The 18,534-nt window shown below is 55.7% G+C and carries 18 protein-coding genes; 7 read left to right on the top strand and 11 right to left on the bottom strand.

Features of this window, described 5'->3' with window-relative positions; all coding sequences use genetic code 11:
* Nucleotides 1–218: 218 nt before the first annotated feature.
* Entirely contained in the window at nt 219–743 is a 525-nt protein-coding gene (locus EYC82_RS11340) for an SRPBCC family protein (RefSeq protein ID WP_279249645.1), read from the top strand.
* Here the strand turns inward: EYC82_RS11340 and EYC82_RS11335 are convergent.
* Nucleotides 707–1,480: an O-methyltransferase gene (locus EYC82_RS11335; RefSeq protein ID WP_279249644.1), complete on the bottom strand. Its 774-nt coding sequence runs from the start codon at nt 1,478–1,480 to the stop codon at nt 707–709. The two genes, EYC82_RS11340 and EYC82_RS11335, sit on opposite strands and share 37 nt — an antisense overlap.
* 73 nt (nt 1,481–1,553) lie before the next feature.
* Entirely contained in the window at nt 1,554–3,023 is a 1,470-nt protein-coding gene (locus EYC82_RS11330; protein ID WP_279249643.1) for a sulfatase family protein, read from the bottom strand.
* A gap of 136 nt (nt 3,024–3,159) precedes the next feature.
* Between EYC82_RS11330 and EYC82_RS11325 the strand changes: the two genes are divergently transcribed.
* Both EYC82_RS11325 and EYC82_RS11320 read left to right on the top strand, forming a co-directional pair.
* Nucleotides 3,160–3,924, top strand: coding sequence for an SDR family NAD(P)-dependent oxidoreductase (locus EYC82_RS11325; protein ID WP_279249642.1), 765 nt, complete (start codon nt 3,160–3,162; stop codon nt 3,922–3,924).
* A 48-nt stretch (nt 3,925–3,972) separates the two neighbouring features.
* Nucleotides 3,973–4,440, top strand: a complete 468-nt coding sequence (locus tag EYC82_RS11320; protein WP_279249641.1) for an SRPBCC domain-containing protein — start codon at nt 3,973–3,975, stop codon at nt 4,438–4,440.
* On the opposite strand, the gene EYC82_RS11315 is transcribed toward EYC82_RS11320, so the two are convergent.
* Nucleotides 4,437–5,147: a copper resistance protein B gene (locus EYC82_RS11315; protein WP_279249640.1), complete on the bottom strand. Its 711-nt coding sequence runs from the start codon at nt 5,145–5,147 to the stop codon at nt 4,437–4,439. The genes EYC82_RS11320 and EYC82_RS11315 overlap by 4 nt on opposite strands.
* Nucleotides 5,144–6,883 (bottom strand): copper resistance system multicopper oxidase, encoded by a 1,740-nt coding sequence (locus tag EYC82_RS11310; RefSeq protein ID WP_279249639.1) that lies wholly within the window; start codon nt 6,881–6,883, stop codon nt 5,144–5,146. The genes EYC82_RS11315 and EYC82_RS11310 overlap by 4 nt, the downstream gene beginning before the upstream one ends.
* Before the next feature lie 238 nt (nt 6,884–7,121).
* Between EYC82_RS11310 and EYC82_RS11305 the strand changes: the two genes are divergently transcribed.
* Nucleotides 7,122–7,925, top strand: coding sequence for an SDR family NAD(P)-dependent oxidoreductase (locus EYC82_RS11305; RefSeq protein ID WP_279249638.1), 804 nt, complete (start codon nt 7,122–7,124; stop codon nt 7,923–7,925).
* A 78-nt stretch (nt 7,926–8,003) separates the two neighbouring features.
* On the opposite strand, the gene EYC82_RS11300 is transcribed toward EYC82_RS11305, so the two are convergent.
* Complete coding sequence (locus EYC82_RS11300) at nt 8,004–9,263, bottom strand: acyl-CoA dehydrogenase family protein (RefSeq protein WP_279249637.1); 1,260 nt, start codon at nt 9,261–9,263, stop codon at nt 8,004–8,006.
* A 118-nt stretch (nt 9,264–9,381) separates the two neighbouring features.
* On the opposite strand from EYC82_RS11300, the gene EYC82_RS11295 reads away from it, so the two are divergent.
* The gene (locus tag EYC82_RS11295) at nt 9,382–10,236 is read left to right on the top strand and encodes a TauD/TfdA dioxygenase family protein (protein ID WP_279249636.1); all 855 of its coding nucleotides are present in this window, start codon (nt 9,382–9,384) and stop codon (nt 10,234–10,236) included.
* Between the two features lie 54 nt (nt 10,237–10,290).
* Here the strand turns inward: EYC82_RS11295 and EYC82_RS11290 are convergent, their stop codons facing one another.
* From EYC82_RS11290 to EYC82_RS11275, 4 genes are all read right to left on the bottom strand, one after another.
* Complete coding sequence (locus tag EYC82_RS11290) at nt 10,291–10,557, bottom strand: CBU_0592 family membrane protein (RefSeq protein WP_279249635.1); 267 nt, start codon at nt 10,555–10,557, stop codon at nt 10,291–10,293.
* 63 nt (nt 10,558–10,620) lie between these two features.
* On the bottom strand, nt 10,621–12,543 hold the full coding sequence (locus EYC82_RS11285) for a B12-binding domain-containing radical SAM protein (RefSeq protein WP_279249634.1): 1,923 nt from the start codon (nt 12,541–12,543) through the stop codon (nt 10,621–10,623).
* 133 nt (nt 12,544–12,676) lie between these two features.
* Nucleotides 12,677–13,843 carry a carboxynorspermidine decarboxylase gene (nspC, locus tag EYC82_RS11280; protein WP_279249633.1) on the bottom strand — a complete coding sequence of 389 codons (1,167 nt, stop codon included), beginning with the start codon at nt 13,841–13,843 and terminating at the stop codon, nt 12,677–12,679.
* The gene (locus tag EYC82_RS11275) at nt 13,830–15,062 is read right to left on the bottom strand and encodes a saccharopine dehydrogenase family protein (RefSeq protein WP_279249632.1); all 1,233 of its coding nucleotides are present in this window, start codon (nt 15,060–15,062) and stop codon (nt 13,830–13,832) included. The genes nspC and EYC82_RS11275 overlap by 14 nt, the downstream gene beginning before the upstream one ends.
* A gap of 319 nt (nt 15,063–15,381) precedes the next feature.
* Here EYC82_RS11275 and EYC82_RS11270 point away from each other — a divergent pair, with 319 nt between their 5' ends.
* The gene (locus EYC82_RS11270) at nt 15,382–16,881 is read left to right on the top strand and encodes a lytic transglycosylase domain-containing protein (RefSeq protein ID WP_279249631.1); all 1,500 of its coding nucleotides are present in this window, start codon (nt 15,382–15,384) and stop codon (nt 16,879–16,881) included.
* Between the two features lie 57 nt (nt 16,882–16,938).
* Nucleotides 16,939–17,676 (top strand): NUDIX hydrolase, encoded by a 738-nt coding sequence (locus EYC82_RS11265; RefSeq protein ID WP_279249630.1) that lies wholly within the window; start codon nt 16,939–16,941, stop codon nt 17,674–17,676.
* Here the strand turns inward: EYC82_RS11265 and EYC82_RS11260 are convergent.
* Entirely contained in the window at nt 17,673–18,083 is a 411-nt protein-coding gene (locus tag EYC82_RS11260; RefSeq protein ID WP_279249629.1) for a hypothetical protein, read from the bottom strand. The two genes, EYC82_RS11265 and EYC82_RS11260, sit on opposite strands and share 4 nt — an antisense overlap.
* A gap of 59 nt (nt 18,084–18,142) precedes the next feature.
* Nucleotides 18,143–18,529, bottom strand: coding sequence for a carboxymuconolactone decarboxylase family protein (locus EYC82_RS11255; protein WP_279249628.1), 387 nt, complete (start codon nt 18,527–18,529; stop codon nt 18,143–18,145).
* Nucleotides 18,530–18,534 lie beyond the last annotated feature (5 nt).

Below are 18,534 nucleotides of genomic sequence, written 5' to 3'. Positions count from 1 at the left end.
GCTAGGGTATTTTGCAGAACCAAAAAGCAGTGTGCCGCATTGCTAGGGCCGCCTGCAGCGTTAAATGCATTGGTTCACGCTAGTCGTGCAGGTGGCGGTGCCCATGGCCGTGGGAGTTACGTCGGCGTGAGGCGTCTTACCCTGCGCTGGTTAACCGGTGTCTGGGTAGTGTACAGTGCGGTCCCTTATAGCGAGTTCATAATTTTACGGGGACAATTTTGGGCGACTATTACAAGTGCCAAAAAGTGGGTGTGGAGTTTCTCGAGCAGACGAGGAACGTATTTGTGGCCATAGAGATCGTTGCGGCAAGCCCGGAACAGATTTTTGATGTGTTCGAGGACGCCAACGCGTGGACAGAGTGGGCTTTACCCATTGAAAAAGTTGAGTGGACGTCTCCGCAGCCCTATGGCGTGGGCACCACGCGCAGCGTCCACATGATGGGTGATATGATTGGCTATGAGGAATTCGTCAAGTGGGAGCGGGGCAAGCGTATGGCGTTTACCTTCCTGGGCTGCAGCAAAGATGCGACGCGGAGTTTCCTCGAAGACTACCGCGTGACTGATCTGGGTAATGGCAGTTGTCGGGTGGAGTGGTACATGGCGATGGAGGTGAACGGACTCTCTCGCCGCCTGATGCCGTTCACTCGTCCGGCTATCCGGCTAGCCAATAAAATAATGTTCCGAAAATTCCGCAAATACACCGAGGCTTACGCTGCTGGAGAGGTATCGTTGGGCGCGGCCTGAGATTTGCTCTCGACCGGCGCCGATCGGTAAACAGCAATCTCTACCGCGTCGGGAACCTGAGTATATTCAATGGTTGCGCGGCGATGCTCGCAGTCGTAAAGGCCGCAATTGCGAACATATTCGAGAAATTTTTGCGGAGCGAAAATTTCGCCGACATTGTCCGCAACGACGATACTTCCAGAACCGATCAGTCCCCGTTCCTCAATAGTCTGCAGGTCGTCTTTGTAAAGGTCTTTCCAGTGATCCAGAAAGACCAGATCGAAATGCCCTGTCAACGTCGAAACAATCCGTGATGATGGCCCCTGTATAAACGTAACCTGGCTGGAAAGCCCGGCCATTTCAACATTTTGGCGCGCACACTCTATCGCGGTGGCGTCGATATCTACCGAGATGATATTTGCCTGTGGGCCCAGCGTGCTGGCCATCATCACAGCGGAATAACCGCAGTAGCTGCCCAACTCCAGCACTCTGGCATCCGGCGGCACGCGCTCTGCCAGTTCTGCGATGAGTGGCCCCTTGTCGGGCCCCACGCTCATTAGCCAGCGCTCTTCTCGCGCAAAGCGGTCCAGGGTTTGAAGAACACTCAGTGGGTCTCCACTGCGGGCATGCTCTGCGACAAAACGCGTTGCCTGTACGGTGCGCGGTGGTGCCTGTCTCGCTTTATCTATAAGAGCCTGTGAGGATGTTTTGAGCGTGAAAACCAGTGCTGAGGGATGCAGGAATCGCCACCATTGCATAAATCGGTTCACTCCTTGCGGCATATCAGCCGTCACTTCGTGCTGTCATCGCACGCTAAGCGCGGTGTCTAAGTTACTGCCAACCGCGGGGGTTATCGCGCATGTCGTGCTGCTTGGCCAGAAAGGCGCCGCGCAGTCGCTCGAGATCGCGTGGGTGGCGGTCTGAAGTGTCATAGGACTCCCTGGGGTCTCCCCTCAGGTCGAACAGCCATTCTTTTTGTGGTATTGGACCTCCAACAGGCATCTGATCGGTGCTGTAAAACACACCGGCAGCCCCGCGATACTTGAAGCGCTGGTCGCGCACGGCGAACAGTGTCTCGCCGTCGTAGTAGTAAAGGTAATCGTGGGGAGTGGGTTCGCCGTTCAACAATGTGCCAAGGATGCTGCGGCCGTCGAGCTGGCGGTCGTTGGGGAAGGGCAACCGCAGCAACTCCAGCACCGTGGGAACGAGGTCTGTACCCATTGCCATGGCGGTCTCCGATCGCCCGCCCGCTATCGCCTTGGGCCAATGGGCGATAAAAGGAACCCGCATGCCCCCTTCGAACGTGTTGCCCTTGCGTCCACGCTGGTTGCCCGCATCCCCCAAAAACCAGGGGCCGTTGTCGGACGTGATAATGATGAGGGTATTATCCAGTGCATTCTGTTGCTTCAGGGTATCAATGATAACCCCCACACTGTCGTCAATTTCTGACAATACATCTCCGTAAAGCCCGCCATCAGACTGGCCCCTGCGTGTGTCTCTTACATGCAGCGGGTCATGCGGGAAGTTGTGCGCGAAGTAAAGAAAAAAGGGCTTATTGCCGGCCTCTTTTTCAATGAAACGTTTGGCCTCCCTTGTGTAGAGTTCGGTAAGTAAACGTTGATCTACTGGCGCGGGCACAACAACCTCGCGATCGCGGTAGAGCGCGAAAGGTTGCATGTCGTTACTGTACAGGGCGCCGTAAAAGAATTCGAACCCCATGTCATTTGGCAAAGAAGGGCTGTGGTCGCCCAGGTGCCATTTTCCCACCATGGCGGTGGTGAAACCAGACGCTGCAAGAATATCGGCCAGAGTGATTTCTTCTGCGGGTAGGCGAATATTGAGTTCTGGGGCGGCCAGCGTATTGAACAATAAGCCCTTCAGACTGCCAGAGGGGAAGACCACGTTGGGTAAACCTGCTCTGGGAGCAAGACGTCCGGTGAGATAGGCGGCGCGGGACGGGGTGCAAATGGGTGAGGGAGAATGGAAATCAGTGAGGGACACACCGTTGCTGGCCAGACGGTCGATGTGTGGCGTCACGAGCAGTGCATTATCCGCCGCGCCCGCCCCGATGTCTCCATAGCCGAGATCGTCATACAGGAAAAAAACGATATTGGGCGTGTTGGCTGGTCGCGCTTTGCTCGCCAGGCGGTCGAGATAATCCTGTTTGCTCGCCATGCGAAGAGCGTCGTCCTCCTGGTCCGCACTGAATACACGGTAGCCGACGAACAGTATCAACAACAGTCCCAGCACGAAAAATGCTTTGAGTGCGGAGCCCAGTAGGTGGCGGATAAAGGTCAACATGGTTCAGTAAGCTGGCGTTCCCCGAAGTGTGTCTGGTGGGTGCTGGATATCCACGACTCAGCAATGGATACTTGCATACTCTGCCGGTGTGCTCAATTGAAAACTGTCACTGGGTCGTGCGTCTCGGGAGTCTTACATGAAAAACTTACAGGGCAAAATTATTCTGGTCTGTGGTGGGGCAACGGGTATTGGTGCTGCCACGGTGCGGCGTTTGTGCGAGGAGGGGGCGCGAGTGGCCCTCGGAGATCTCAATATCGAAACCGCACGTGTATTGGCCGATGAGCTGTCCGCTAAGGGTGGAGAGGTGGTTGCCTGGCAGTATGATCAGTCTGATGAAACAACGATTGCTGCATTGGTCGAGTCGGTAATGGCACATTTCGGCGGGCTCGACGGTGTGTTTGCTAACGTGGCAGACATTCAGGCGGTGATGGTGGACGGCGACATTCTCAGCAACGACAGTGCCCTGTGGGAAAGAACCCTGAAGATTAACGTGGTGGGTACGGCCATGTTGCTGCGGGCGACCCTGCCGCATTTGCGGGAACGGGGGGGCGGTGCCATTGTGTTGACGTCCTCAGATGCGGGTGTGGTGGGAGAACCGGAACGTCCGGCTTATGCCGCATCCAAGGCGGGCGTGAACTCTCTTTGCCGCCACGTAGCCAGTAAGTGGGGTCAAGAGGGCATACGGTGCAATACCGTCTCCCCCGGCTTTATACTGACAGAGCAATTGGACGCCGCAATGGATCAGCAAATGAAAGACTGGATGCTCAAGGGCGCTCGCAGTCCTCGGCACGGTGCACCCGGCGATATTGCCGCTGCCGTGGCGTTCCTGCTATCTGACGATGGCGAATGGGTGAATGGTCAGACATGGCGAGTCAATGGTGGGGTAAGCTTCGCAAACTGATTGCGTTACTGCGGGCAACAAATACACAGCATTTTTCAGGGGGCACATATGATTAGTGAAAACAGCGTCGCCAGTGAAGAAATTGTGATCAACGCACCGGCGGAAATAGTGTGGGATGTGTTGATGGATTTTGCTAACTACGAGCTATGGAACTCCTTTTGTCCCAAGATGAAGGGCGAGCCGGTTGTAGGCTCAGCGCTTGAAATGCAGGTGGATCTCGGCAATGGTCTGCAGGAGCAGGTCGAGTATGTGACGCGATTGGAGCCCTTTCATACCATCGTCTGGTCCATGGAAAACAAGCCGGGTGACCCGGTTCACGCTGACCGCATGCAGCGAATAACACCCGTTAGTGCCTCAAGCTGTCGCTACTGGAGCATCGACGAATTCAGTGGGGAGTTTGTGCCTGCGATGATGGAAGCCATGGGTGAGCAAATAGAGCGGGGGTTTAACAATTGCGCGAAGGGTCTGAAGCAGCGAGCGGAGCACCTTTTCAGTGAGACGCTCGGTTCGTCTTAGAACCAGGCCCTGATTCCCACAACGATATGCACCTCGGAAGTTTTCTCGCCTTCCTCTTGTCTCAGGTCTGCGGTATTGCCGTAAGCGCGCTCCCAATGTATGCCAAGGTAGGGTGCAAACTCGCGGCGAATTTCATAGCGTAGTCGCAGCCCTGCCTCCAGTGAAGAGAGACCGCTTCCCGTCGCGGTTCTGTTATCGTTTTGTCCGTTGAGCAGAATTTCAGTGCGTGGGCTTAGCACCCATCGCTGGGTAAGCATGAGCTCGTATTCCACCTCGATCTCCAGAGCGCTGCGATTGGAGCTGCCCAGGTATAGGGTGCTATCGACTTCAAAGAAGTAAGGCGCAAGCCCCTGAAAACCAATAGCGAGCCAATCGCGTGTTGGCGTTGGTTGAAAATCGCGCTTCCAGCCTAGCTGAAAATCCCAATAGGGTGCTATGGCGCGGCCGTAGAGCAATTCGATATCGCCCGACTCGGTTTCGCTGTCTGTGCGTTCGATACTGGACTTTAGCCATAGCTTGTTGAGGTCGTATCCAGCCCAGCCTGTCACCTCAAGCCACTGGGGAATATCACGATTGTCTATGCCTGCCTCCAGCCGTTCAATAATTACTTTGGCCATTAGGGGGTCATCATTTCCCATGGCCATGAGGTTTGGGCTGATCGTAGCCAGTATCGCCATGTATCCGTTTGCGATTGCCGCAGGCTTCACGAAACACGCGCTTCGCGCATCATACCGAGCATGTGGTATTGCAGATGACAATGGTAAGCCCAGCGACCCAGAGCATCGGCACTGACCAGATAGCTGACGGTCTTTCCTGGCTGCACCAAGACCGTGTGTTTGCGTGGAATACGGCTAGGCTCTCCCGTCTCCAGTTCACTCCACAGGCCGTGGAGATGGATAGGGTGTGCCATCATGGTGTCATTCACCAGGTGGATGCGCACACGCTCGCCGTACTGCAGCTCAAGGGGTTCTGCATCGGCGAACTTCACTCCGTTAAAAGACCACATGTAGCGATTCATATTGCCGGTCAGGTGCAGTTGGATTTCCCGTCCAGGTTGTCGAGGGTCAGCAGTAGGATGTCGGTTGATCAACTGGCTATAGCGAAGAACCTCGCGTCCCAATCGTTGCCCATGCTCCCGCAGGCCCACACCCGGGTCGTCAATGCCACTGACCGGATTCTCGGTACGCATGTCTACGTGGGGCCCGTACTCTGTTGCGGCGTGCACAATGCCCGCTGCGCTGCCCAGGCCTGCTGTTCCCGCCGGGGCCAGGGCACTATGGTGATGCGCGTGCGGGTGCCTCTGCTGTGCGGAGATTACAGGTTCATGAGCGTGTCCACCCGCGCTATGTGCCATCCCCATGTCCTCGTGACCAAGTATGGGAACCGGATCCATGGCGGGTAATGCCGCCACCAGTTCGGGGGAGGTCGTCAGGGTGCCTCTTGCGAAGCCGGAACGGTCGAGGCTCTGGGCAAAAAGCGTATAGGCGCTGTCGGATTCAGGTGTAACGATGACATCGTAGGTTTCGGCCGTGCCGATTCTAAACTCATCAACCGTAACGGGCTCCACATCCTGACCGTCCGCAGCGACAACAGTCATTCTAAGGCCGGGAATGCGCACATCGAATATGCTCATGGCTGAGCCGTTAATGAATCGCAGCTTGACGCGCTCACCCGCCTTGCACAGCCCCGTCCAGCCTGAGGCTGGCGATACCCCGTTCATTAGGTAGGTGTAAGTGTAGCCCGTGACATCGGCAAGATCCGAATCGCTCATGCGCATATCGTTCCACATGGCCCGGTCTTGCCAGGTTGCTAACGGCCCCTCGCTGCGAATCTGTCGGTAGAGGTCGGGGGCAGTGCGCTCATTGAAGTTGTAATAGTGGCTCATTTTCTTGAGCCGGGTGTAAATAGCCGCCGGATTCTCGTCGGTCCAGTCGGACAGCAGGATAACGTGATCCCGATCCGCACCGTCGGGATCACCCTCTCTGGGATTCACCACGATGGCACCGTAGAGTCCGGTCTGTTCCTGGTAGCCTGAGTGGCTGTGATACCAGTAGGTGCCACTCTGGTTCACGGTAAATCGGTACTCGAAGGTTTCGCCCGGTGGAATGCCCGGAAAACTCAGGCCGGGTACACCATCCATCGTGGTCGGCAGGATAATGCCGTGCCAGTGAATGGAACTGGTCTCTATGAGATGGTTGGTTACCCGCAGCGTTACGTCTTCACCCTCTTGCCAGCTGAGTGTTGGCCCCGGGACTGTGCCGTTGATAGCCGTGGCGAAGGCTGGCCTCCCGGTGAAGTTGACAGGGATTGGTGCCAGAGTGAGGCTGAAATCGCTGCTTGGCGAAAGTGAGGTACCGGAGAGTGTGCCCGCAGACGCAGAACCTGCTGCGAGCAGGCCATATCCTGACAGTATGCCGGTGACGAAAGTTCTTCTATCTAGCATTTAACAGTGCTCCGAAGAGATCTGCGAAGTGTCCGCCTCGATGAACAGTATGACATGTATATTGCATATGAACGTCAGTTCAGGCATAAGTTCGCAACATCAGCGATGATACTGGTAAAACGTATGGCGAGGCAGAAATGTATGCAGGGGGCGGCGGCCTGGTGCGTGACGGCGAAACCGCGGAAACAGTGCCGATGCAAGGGCGTCGTTCGAGGACCAAGAGAGTGATAAGAAGACCGTGAGCGTTCTACTCGAGGGTAAAACCGCCGTTGTCACCGGAGCAGGTGCGGGCATTGGTCGGGCCATTGCGCGGGCTTTCGCGACGCAGGGTGCGGCTGTCATCGTAGCGGAAAAAAATACGGAATCCGGTCAGCGCGTCGCGACAGAACTGGCCAACCTGGGACCGCCGGGACAGTTTGTTCCGTTGGACGTGACTGATGTAGATTCGGTGCGTGCTGCACTGCAGGGTGTGCTCGAGCGAGAGGGGTGTATCGATATTCTGGTAAACAACGCCTACCCTACAATGGCCTACGCCCCCTCACACATTCACGAACTGGCCGAAGATCGTCTGCGCACCAGCATGAACGCGGGATTTTTTGCGGCTGTAGCGGCTATGCAACTTGTATTCCCGGCCATGCGGCGCGGTGGTTATGGGCGGGTGATTAATCTCTGTTCCCTCAACGGCGTGAATGCGCACAAGTACACTGCAGACTACAACAGCGCCAAGGAGGCGCTGCGGGCCTATACCCGGACCGCTGCTGCGGAGTGGGCCCGCTGCGGTATTACTGCCAACGTGATTTGCCCCGGAGCGGCAACGACACCCTATCAGGCGTTGGCGGACTTCAACCCCGGAATGGCAGAGGACCTGAAAAAGACCGTGCCCATGGGCAGGATGGGGGATCCGGAAAAGGACATCGCGCCCGTGGCGGTATTCCTGGCCTCACAGATGGCGGGTTACATGACGGGCAACACGCTGTTTGTCGATGGCGGAGGGCATATTAACGGTGTGCCCTGGGATCCGGGCGTGGTCGACTCGGCCTGACCTTCCTTCCCCCCGGCGCCAGTGGCGGTGCTGCTGCTGTTTGGAGCAGCGTCGATTAGCCTTTCCCGGCGACTCCGATCAGCCCCGCCCCAGCAAATCTTTCGCTATCGCCAGTACCTGCATCTCGTCAGTGCCTGCATAGATCTGGAGAATTTTGGCGTCGCGCATCAATTGCTCTACCCGGGTTTCACGCATGTAGCCGGCGCCGCCAAATACCTGTACCGCCTCGGTGGTGACTTCCATGGCTGCTTGGGCCGCATACAACTTCATGGCGGACGCCTCTGCCAGAGTCAGGTCTTTCCCCGCCGCGCGGGTCTCGATATAGCGAAACACTAGGTTTTCCAGATTCAGGCGGGCGACTTCCATTTTCGCAAGCTTTAACTGTATCAGTTGATAGCTACCAATGTTCTGACCAAACTGCACCCGGGTTTTCGCGTACTCGATACTGAGCTCCAGGGATCGTTCCACCAAACCCAGTGCCATCGCAGCAACCCCGGCGCGTTCAGTGCTGAAGGTGGACTTTGCGCCTGAACGACCGTAACCGTCCTCCGATTCGCCCATTAGCCGCTCGGGTCCGACTTTGACATCGGTAAGGAATAGCTCGCCCGTGGGTGATGAGCCAATGCCCATTTTCTTAAAGGGCCGGCTCTGCTCCAAGCCGTGCATCCCGGAGTCGAGAATAAAGGACACGATCTTCCTGTCCTTGCTGTCCACCCCCTCTTCTTCGAGGCGACAAATAAACACAAGAGTGTCGGCGTGTGGCCCATTGGTGATATATGTTTTACTGCCGTTGAGTATGTAGCCGCCATTGCCGTCCCTGCGTGCGGTGGATTTCATGCCGCCAAACGCGTCGGAGCCGGAGTTGGGTTCCGTAATGGCCCAGGCGCCGACCTTTTTCAGGGTAAGCAGGTCCCGTCCGTATTTTTTCTTTTGCGCCAGACTGCCCTTGGACATGATGGCGCCTCCTGTCAGGCCGACGGATACCCCCATCGCGGTGATCAGGCCCTGGCACTGGCGGCTTATCTCGACAATCGGCAGTATGCCCATCGCCACGGCGTCCAGCGCTTCGGTAGAGACTACGTCGCTGTTCTCCTGATTTAGGTTGTCTGGTGCGTCGACAGTTTTTCCTGCAGCTTGTGCCTCCTCTCTGGCGATTTGCTTATCAAAACGTGTGTTTGCTAGCTCGTCCATGCCAAAAGTTGAGAACAGCTTGCGGAGGATGTCGTAGGGCGGCAGCCCGTTGTACTCGAGATCATCGATATGAGGGACGATCTCTTTTTCCACGAAGTCGCGGATCATGTCCCTGATCATTCCCTGTTGCTCTGTCCACGCTATCATTGAGTGCTCCTGATTTTTCTCGAGAGACGCAATATAAAACCTTTTGCGTCATGAGTTAAACTAATTATCGAACTGTTTAATTGTAGCGCTGGGTTATCCGGCGCCAGCGGAGAACGCCATGATAGAAGTCACTCCCTCCGGAGAAGCCTGCGGTGCAACCGTAACCGGAGTCGACCTGTCCTCGGAACTGGATGCGACTACTGTTGCGATGCTGCGTGAGGCGTGGTTGCAGCATCACGTGCTTGCCTTTCCCGGACAGGCGCTGTCCGACCAGAGACTGGAACGCGTGGTGGATTACTTCGGTGTATTTGGTTCCGAGCCTTTCTTTGGCACCATCGAGGGCAGCGACCACGTTGTGGCGTTGACACGAAAGGCCGACGAGAAGGCGCCTCTGTTTGCGGAGAACTGGCACTCCGACTGGAGCTTTCTGCCTCAGCCCCCGATTGGCACCTGCCTGTACAGTATGGTCATTCCTCCAGTGGGCGGAGATACTGGATTCATCAACCAGCAAAAAGCTCTGCAGGAGATGCCGCCGCAGCTGCGCACGCAACTGGAAGGGCAGATAGCCTTGCATTCAGCCCGCACAGCCTATGCCCCGGATGGTATGTATGGAAAAAACGACAGGGCAGCAGGGCGCAGCATGGCCATCCGATTTTCAGAAGACGCCCGAGAAGTCTGTGGTCACCCTTTTATTGATAAACACCCGGAAAGTGGTCGCGACACGCTGCTGGGTTGCATCGGCTATATTATCGGCATAAAGGGAATGCCGGATGAAGAGGCGCTGTCTTTGCTGCTGGAGCTTTATGAATGGCAGACAAGGGAAGAATTCCAGTATACCCATCGGTGGGAGGAGAATATGTTCATTATTTGGGATAACCGATCTGTATTGCATCGAGCCTATGGGGGTTACGACGGTTATGACAGAATCTTACATCGTGTAACGGTCGCTGCTGACCCGGGCAAGTATCAGTAGTTTGTTTGACTCGTGATGCAGTGCACGGCGACGCGCATACTTAACACGGTTTTCTCAGCTTGCCGTGCGGCTAGCCACATGCCGGCGCCGATATTTCCATAGCCCTATCAGTGACGCGCAAATCCAGAATAATTCTATGATAAAACTGGCCAGATTGAAGTGAAAGCACAGACTGATTAAAAGGAGTATCGCGCCTGCCAGGTTCAAGCTGTTGTAAGTAAGCCCCCTGGGGTGCAGTTGTTCGAGTTGTAACAGTAAGTAAGCGACAACCACCATGATCATTCCCAATATTCCGATGCTATCTATTATCCAGTTGTTCATGCGCCAGTTTCCCGGTTAGGCATTAGAGGTGGAACACAATGGGGCTCTGTGCAAGAGCGTGCGTCAGGCGCCTGCCGCCAGTGATGCAATCTCAACCGGTTGTGCTGTATCAGGGGTGTCATCAGGTGGGTCGGCACGCTCCGCATGAATCCATACACCCCCATCCGGATCGTTGATGAGCTCGCCCACCCCGCCCGGAATAGTGAGATGGAGCATAGTGGTCTTGGCCGCAAACATTTCCGGAGTGGGTAATTCCATGTTCTCCAGAGTATCCAGCACCGCGTCGGCGTCGAAATCAAACTGCACCGTGTCCTGCCGCGTGGGACCGCAACGGGGCGCGAACGCCTTGTCCAGCGCCAGCAGCCGTTGCAACCTGTGCTTCAGCGATGCTGCATCAGTTGCATTGCTGATGTGCGTATCAGCCCAGTCCTGAGCGACCTGTTCTAAACATTCATAAGTCCGATCCGGGTGTTTAATCACGGCGACGAACAGTTCGCTACGCCGTTCGTAGACATCCATGATATCGGTCGCCACAAGCCCGGAAACGTCACAATTGAACTTTTCGCAGAGCGCGCGCAACACAGCGCGCATCAGCCCCGCGACCGGCGTCGCTTTACTCAATGCAAGGTAACGCAACGTCATTGGCATGACATAGCCACGGCTCATAATCTGGTGCGCGGTCAGCAGAAAGTAGCCCTCCAGCCCCTCTTCTACGGGAAAGCTCATGCAGCCAACCACGTACTCGCCTTTGGCCTTGCCGTAGCCGGCCACAGGCAGTGTTTCGATCTCGTACTCCTCGCGGCGGTCGTAAAACTCCGTGCCGGGCAGCAGTGTATAACCGAAAATATGAATGGTCGGAAAAATTGCGAATAGTGCGTCCAGGTGTTTTTCAAAATCCTCTAAATTGTCTCCAACCAGACCCCAAATAAGTTCGCATGCTATGGGTATTCCAGCCCTCGCCATATCCCGGGCTATGGGCTCGTATTTATTAGCATCCATATTCTTGCGGTGAGACAGTTCAAGTGCGAGCGGGGTGAGGGTCTGCAGTGCAAGGTGATAGTGTGGCAGCAGATCGTTCGCGTGCAGTTGCAGAACAATCTGCCGGGAACGGGATCCGTGTTTCTTCGACCAGGAGGTCGCGAAAGAGGTCGGCAGGCCGGTGCGTTTTTTGATCTCACAAAGAATATCCGCCTTCTCCACGTCCTCGCGCAATGCGCCAAAGTTAGAATCAGCGAGCCAGATATTTTTGATGCCCGCGTCGACAATCCGGTTCCAGTCGCGTTTCACGCGTGCTGGAGATACAGATAGCATCTTGGTGCCGATGGCCCCGGTGCCCCACTCGCAAAAAGCGCATTTATAGGGGCAGCCACGGCTGGTCTCATAAGAGATACACTCATAGGGCTCACCGTTACCGTCGTACAGGCTAATAGCATCGAGTGCGGAGGGTAGACTATCCAGATCGGTTTGGCGCGGTCTTGCCGCCGTCAGTTTTAACTCGCCATCGTTTACATAGGCGAGCCCGGCAATGTCCGGCCACTGGGAGCGGCAAGGGGTATCGATCAATTCGGTCAGTGTCTCCTCACCCTCGCCCATAACGACCAGGTCTAAGGCCTCGGAAAACAGGTAATCCGCGGCTTTCTGCACGTGCGGTCCCCCCGCCACGATTAGGATACGCGGACAAAGCGCCTTTATAGCCCGCATCACGTCGAGAAATTCCGCCGCGTTCCAGGTGTAGACAGAAAAACCCATTATCGGCTGCAGGCCCTCTTCAAGAGCCTTGTTGGCGATAGCCAGTTGTTGTTCTTTCCAATCGGTTAGCCAGGCTTCAATACGCTCCGGCTCGTTCACGAAGTGCACCAGCTGTATATCTGTTTGGTTAGGCTGCTTGCCATGAACCTGATAGTACGCCTTGAGGCCGCCGGTAGTCATGGGCGCGGCAGGAAAGGTGTCTGAATCCAGGGACAGCAGCCAGATGGGCTGTTGCATAATGTTAGTTCCGCAAAGGCGTGAGTGGCGCATTATCCTAAACACCGAGACGATTGTCAGTCTGTATTTCTCTACCCGACGCACTTTTACACCGTGACGGCCAGTCGGCCGGGGCCTCAGGCTGCCAACAGGACTATGAAAGGCGATCCCTGAAGTCCGCGTAGTCGAATTCTCGCAGTATCTCTAATGCGTCGGTCCGCGAGTTCCACAGCGCTATGGCAGGGAGCCGAGTGCCGTTGAAAGTGGTGGTCTTTACCATGGTGTAGTGAGCCATATCTTCAAACAACAGTCGTTGACCCACCTGCAGAGGCTGCTTAAAACTGTAGTCGCCGATTACATCCCCTGCCAGACACGTCAGGCCTCCGAGTCGGTAGCTGTGACGGAGGGCGCCGCTGTCCCCCGCGCCGCGCACATTCGGGCGATACGGCATTTCCAATATGTCGGGCATGTGGCAGGTGGCTGAGCAGTCGAGAATGGCCTGATCAATCTCGTTATAGCTCAGGTCAAGCACCTCGCTGACCAATACCCCGGTGCCGATAGCCACAGCTTCGCCGGGTTCAAGGTAAACCCGCACGCCGTATTTTTCGGAAAACTGACGGATGCAGTCGGCAAGTGCGTCGACCTGGTAGTCGCTTCGTGTAATGTGATGTCCACCACCGAAGTTAATCCAGTCCATACGATCAAGCAGGTGGCCAAACCTGTCTTCAACGGCCTCTAATGTTCGTTGCAGAGGAGGAAAACCCTGTTCGCACAGCGTATGAAAGTGTAAGCCGCTGATATCCGTCAGCGCGCTCTCATCCAGCTGCGTAATCGGGATGCCCAGTCGCGAGCCTGGTGTGCACGGGTCGTAAAGTGGAAAAGAGACCTCTGAGTGCTCTGGATTGATGCGCAGGCCGAACCGCAGCTCCGGGCGTTGCTCGCGCGCCTGCAGGCATAGCGGACGAAACCGCAGCCATTGCTCGCAGCTGTTAAACACCACGTGGTCGGCAATCCCTAGAATATCGATAAGATCGCTTTTACTAAAGGCTGCGCTAAAAACATGTACTTCGCCGCCGTAATGTTCTCTGCCCAGGCGAGCCTCGAACAAGCCACTGGCGCAGGTGCCACCGAGGTAACGGGAAAATAGCGGGGCTAGTTTCCAAAGCGCGAAAGCCTTCAGGGCCGCTAAAACCGTTGCACCACTGGCGTCTGACAGATCCGAGAGGATTTTCAGGTTGCGCTCTACGGCGATTTCGTCCACGACGAAACAGGGCGAGGGAAGCCTTGCAAGATCCAGTGTGTCGAAGTCAGTGAACTGCATTCGTAGCCTGGTGCTCCTCGGTATCCAGTTGAAATTCTGGATCCAGCTCTGTCACTTTCCAGGGCAAGCCGTAGCGGTTCATATCCGCCATAAACGGATCCGGGTCGTGCTGTTCTACATTCCAGACGCCTGGCTGGCGCCACTGGCCCTCCAAAACCAGCTTGGCGCCAATCATGGCTGGCACCCCGGTGGCGTAGGAGATTGCCTGTGACTGTACTTCGCGAAAACAGGCCTGGTGATCGCAAATATTGTAGATATGAATCAACCTCTTCTTGCCATCTTTTACGCCGCGCACCAGGCAGCCAATACAGGTTTTTCCCTGAGTGTGCGGACCCAGCGCGGCGGGGTCTGGCAGCAACTGCGCAAGAAACTGGATCGGCACGATGGATTGGCCTTGATAGTCTATCGGTTCGATGCCGGTCATGCCTACGTTACTCAGGACTTCCAGGTGTTGCAGATAAGCGTCTGAAAAACTCATCCAGAACTGCGCGCGCTGCAGGCTGGGGAAGTGTTTACTCAGTGACTCGAGCTCCTCGTGATACATACGATAAATTGGATAGGTGCCCACGTCTTCAGGGCAGGTGTAGTGGGCGCGCATAGACAGAGGTGGTGTGGTCACGAACTCTCCGTTCTCCCAATGCCGACATTTTGCGCTGACTTCGCGAATATTGATTTCAGGATTGAAGTTGGTAGCGAAAGGGTAGCCGTGGTTGCCGCCGTTTACGTCGATAATATCCAGTTGCTGAATCTCGTCGAAATAGTGTTTGGCGATATAGGCAGTGAAGACATTGGTAGCGCCAGGATCAAAGCCGCTGCCCAGCAATGCGGTCAACCCCGCGTCGACGAAACGCTGGTGATAATCCCACTGCCAGTGATACTCGAAGCAGGCTGTTTCCCGCGGTTCGTAATTGGCGGTGTCCAGATAGTGCACTCCGGCCTTGAGACACGCATCCATAATATTAAGGTCGTGGTAAGGCAGAGCTGCGTTAATGACCAGCTCCGGTTGCTCTCGCTGCAACAGACTAACCAGTTGTGAGGCGCTGTCTGCGTCTACTTGCGCTGTGCGCACGGGCTTATCGAGCTGTTCCGCGATACGCTTGCACTTCGACTCCGTGCGGCTGGCCAGCACTATATCGTCGAACAATTCCGGCAGCTGGCAACACTTGTGTGCCACCACGCTACCAACGCCCCCGGCACCGATGATGACAACGCTATGCATAACACCCTTTCTGTCGGGTTATCACGCCTGTGGGAACTCGAGAAAGGTGTGGCCCTGAAGGCGATTTGTGAATACCTGCCGTGCAGTGGATGCTGGCTTGTGCCATGAATATGCGAGCCTCTCGTGATGCTCTCTCGTCTGTTCCAGACACCGGAGTCGATCAAGAATAAAGATTTGCAGCTGACGAGGCAAAATTAAATTTTTTGGACTCAGATTGTTTATAAAGCGAGTTCTCCCTGGCCCTGCGTACGGTTCGCGTGACAGGCCCTGAAAGCTCTGATATACATTGATACCATCCGAGAAACGTTGGGTTATGGTCATGATCAGGGCATTTTTGATTGTTTCGTTATTGCTGCCGTTCTGCGTCAGCGCGACAGACTTCCCGCGGCCTGTGGCTCTGGAGCCTGCGGTGGACTTCTGGGTGAAGGTCTACACGGAGGCGTCCACAAGTCAGGGGTATATGCATGACGATGAAAATCTCTCCATCATTTACCAGACGCTGGACGTGCCGGCAGACCGCAGGGTGCGGGAGAGGCGAGTCCGAGGTGTGCGCGATGAGGTGGCGGCTTCCCTTAGGGCTCTCGGTCAGGGTAAGCGCCGTGACCTGACACCCATGGAGACTTTGGTGTTGGCAGCTTGGCCTGCGGACACGCCGTCTGATGAATTTACTCGTGCCGCGCACCGGGTGCGCTTCCAGCTAGGGCAGTCTGATCGCTTCCGGTCGGGCCTGGTCCGCTCCGGGCAGTGGAAGCCTCATATCCTTGGCGTGCTTGAGCGCCACGAGTTGCCGCCGGAACTGGCGGTGCTTCCCCACGTCGAATCCTCGTTCAATGCGACCGCCTGGTCCAAGGCGGCTGCAGCGGGTATGTGGCAATTCATGCCATCTACGGCGCGGCGCTTCATGCGTGTAGACCACGTTGTCGATGCGCGTATGGATCCATTTTTCGCCACTGATGGCGCGGCCAGGCTGCTCAAGGTAAACCGCGAGCTGACCGGCACTTGGCCACTGGCACTCACCGGCTACAACCATGGTGCTACCGGTATGGTGCGGGCGGCGCGCACGGTAGGAACAACCGATATCGACGTTATTGTTAAACATTATAAAGGCAGGGCATTTGGGTTTGCTTCGCGCAATTTCTACGCGTCGTTTCTTGCGGCATTGCAGGTCGATAGTCGCGCAGAGGATTATTTTCCCGGTGTTGTGATGGTTGAGCCCGTGCTCTATGACGCCACGGAACCTTCCGATTTTATCTCCGCGTCTCATTTTGCGGACGCACTGGGGATTAGCCTGGAGGAACTCCGACAGCACAACCCCGCATTGATGGACGCAGTCTGGTCGGGTGATAAATACATTCCGGCGGGCTTTGAGGTGCGTGTGCCAGAGGGCCAGATTGATCGCTCCATGGATGAAGCACTGGCTTCACTGTCAATTGTGTCGCGCTACAATCAGCAGAAGCCCGATCGTATTCACCGTATCGTGCAAGGAGATAGCTTGTCCGGCATTGCCCAACAGCATAAGACTACAGTGTCCAGATTGATGACGCTCAACGGTCTGCGTAGTCACCGCATTCGAGCGGGGCAGACCCTGATACTGCCGGGTAGCGTGCAATCAAAGAGCCTCTCCGCGGACCACATAGCGATGACCCGTGCCCATCTGCAAAACGCACCGCTGGAGTATGTTATCCAGCAGGGCGATTCATTGTGGAGTATCGCCCGCCGATTCAATGTTTCAACACAGGAACTGGTTGTCTGGAATGGCCTCTCCAGTAGGGCCTATCTACAACCTGGCCAGAAACTGAAAATTGCGACGTCTGGCTAGTGCAAGGCCGGGGTGGGTTTCTTATTGTCAGGTACGCACTTCACGAAGGTGCCATCGATGAACCCTGATCAGCAGGGCGACAACGCCTACATTTCGAAAAGTGAGCTTCGCACATCTTCACGGGCCGTGCGCCCCCGGGATGCAGCCACCCTCATCATCGTGCGCAGGGACGGTGCGCAACCACGTGTGCTGATGGGTAAGCGCGCAGCTACCCATAAGTTTATGCCGAATAAGTTCGTTTTTCCCGGTGGCAAGGTCGATCGAGCGGATGCTCGTATTCGTCCCCCGCTGGATCTGCATCCGGAGGTGCTGCGGCGGCTTAGCGCAGGTTGTTCGGAAAGCCGCGCGCGTGCGCTTGCGTTGGCTGCAATACGTGAGACATACGAGGAGGCCGGCCTGATCATCGGTGAGCGCGGCTCGGCAACCATTCGCTCGCGCTCGCCCCAGTGGGCAGATTTCTTGAAACACGGCATCAACCCGCGCCTGGATGGACTGCACCTGATTGCCAGAGCGATCACTCCGCCTTACCGCAATCGACGCTTTGACGCACGGTTTTTTATGGTGGATGCGGAGCATATTCAGGGTGATATCCACGACCGCCCAGAAGGATCAGGAGAGCTGCTTGATCTTCACTGGATCGAGCTTGCTGAAGCCAAGTTCATTGAGCAGTTACCCCATATAACCCGGACGGTGCTCAACGCGTTGGAGCAGCGCCTGCAGGCGGGCGCGGGCTTCGCTACGCCGGGGCCATTCGTATACCAGCGTTACGGTAAATCTGTGGTGGGCGATATTTAGCCCCGTTCCCGCCGGTTGCCTTGCGGCATCCGCTTATCATCTTGCCGTTGTGGACGTCGTGCATGCAGCATGAACCTGATGCAGGCAACGGGTGCGATTAGGCAGCCAAGAGAGACCATCCATTTAAACAAGGCGGCATTTCTCAAGGTTGTGTAGCCGAATAATGCAAGCTCTCGTATATCGATCATGACCTGAAGTGAGCCGTAAATATAGGAGGTCAATACAAAACTGAAAAACAACAAGCAGCATGTGATGATAAAAACCTGCTGATTCGACAATAGGCTTCCCACACGTTGCGCGGTGATCAGGTAGCTGCCAAGCACGACTAACTGCAAGGCGAGAAGCAGGATAACATTGCTTCCCCACGCGCTCAGTATGCCATACAGCTGTATCTCCGGTTCGCTCATAGCTTGGATATCCTTGCTGTTATGAAACTAGGATAGACCAGATTTTGACTTATAGCTGTTTACTTTTTACTTTCGGCGCTTTCCTTTTCAAACTCGCCAATAGCTTCTTCTACAGGTCCAAGCATCGAGGCGGCGCGGGGGTAGCCGGCATATTGTGCGATGAAGAGCAGAAACTCTCGCGCTTCCTCGGGGTTGATCTCACCGCGTTTAAGGGATGCCTTAATCTGAATTTTAAAGGTGGTGGGCTCCCCTTTTTCCGCAATAATGCCTAGCAGCAGTATGCGCTTGTCACGCATGGATAGCGTCTCGCGGGTCCACAGTTCGGCAAACAATTGTTTAAGCATTACGTCGGTGAAGGCGTAGCCCTCGGGCGGTACGACTACATCACCGGCGTACACGTCCATAATTTTCTCTTCGCCCAGTGCGCGGCGTTCCTTGTCATTCATAGTGA

The organism is Candidatus Marimicrobium litorale, from assembly GCF_026262645.1.
Lineage (GTDB): Bacteria > Pseudomonadota > Gammaproteobacteria > Pseudomonadales > Halieaceae > Marimicrobium > Marimicrobium litorale.
This window is presented reverse-complemented; position numbering and strand designations above follow the sequence as displayed.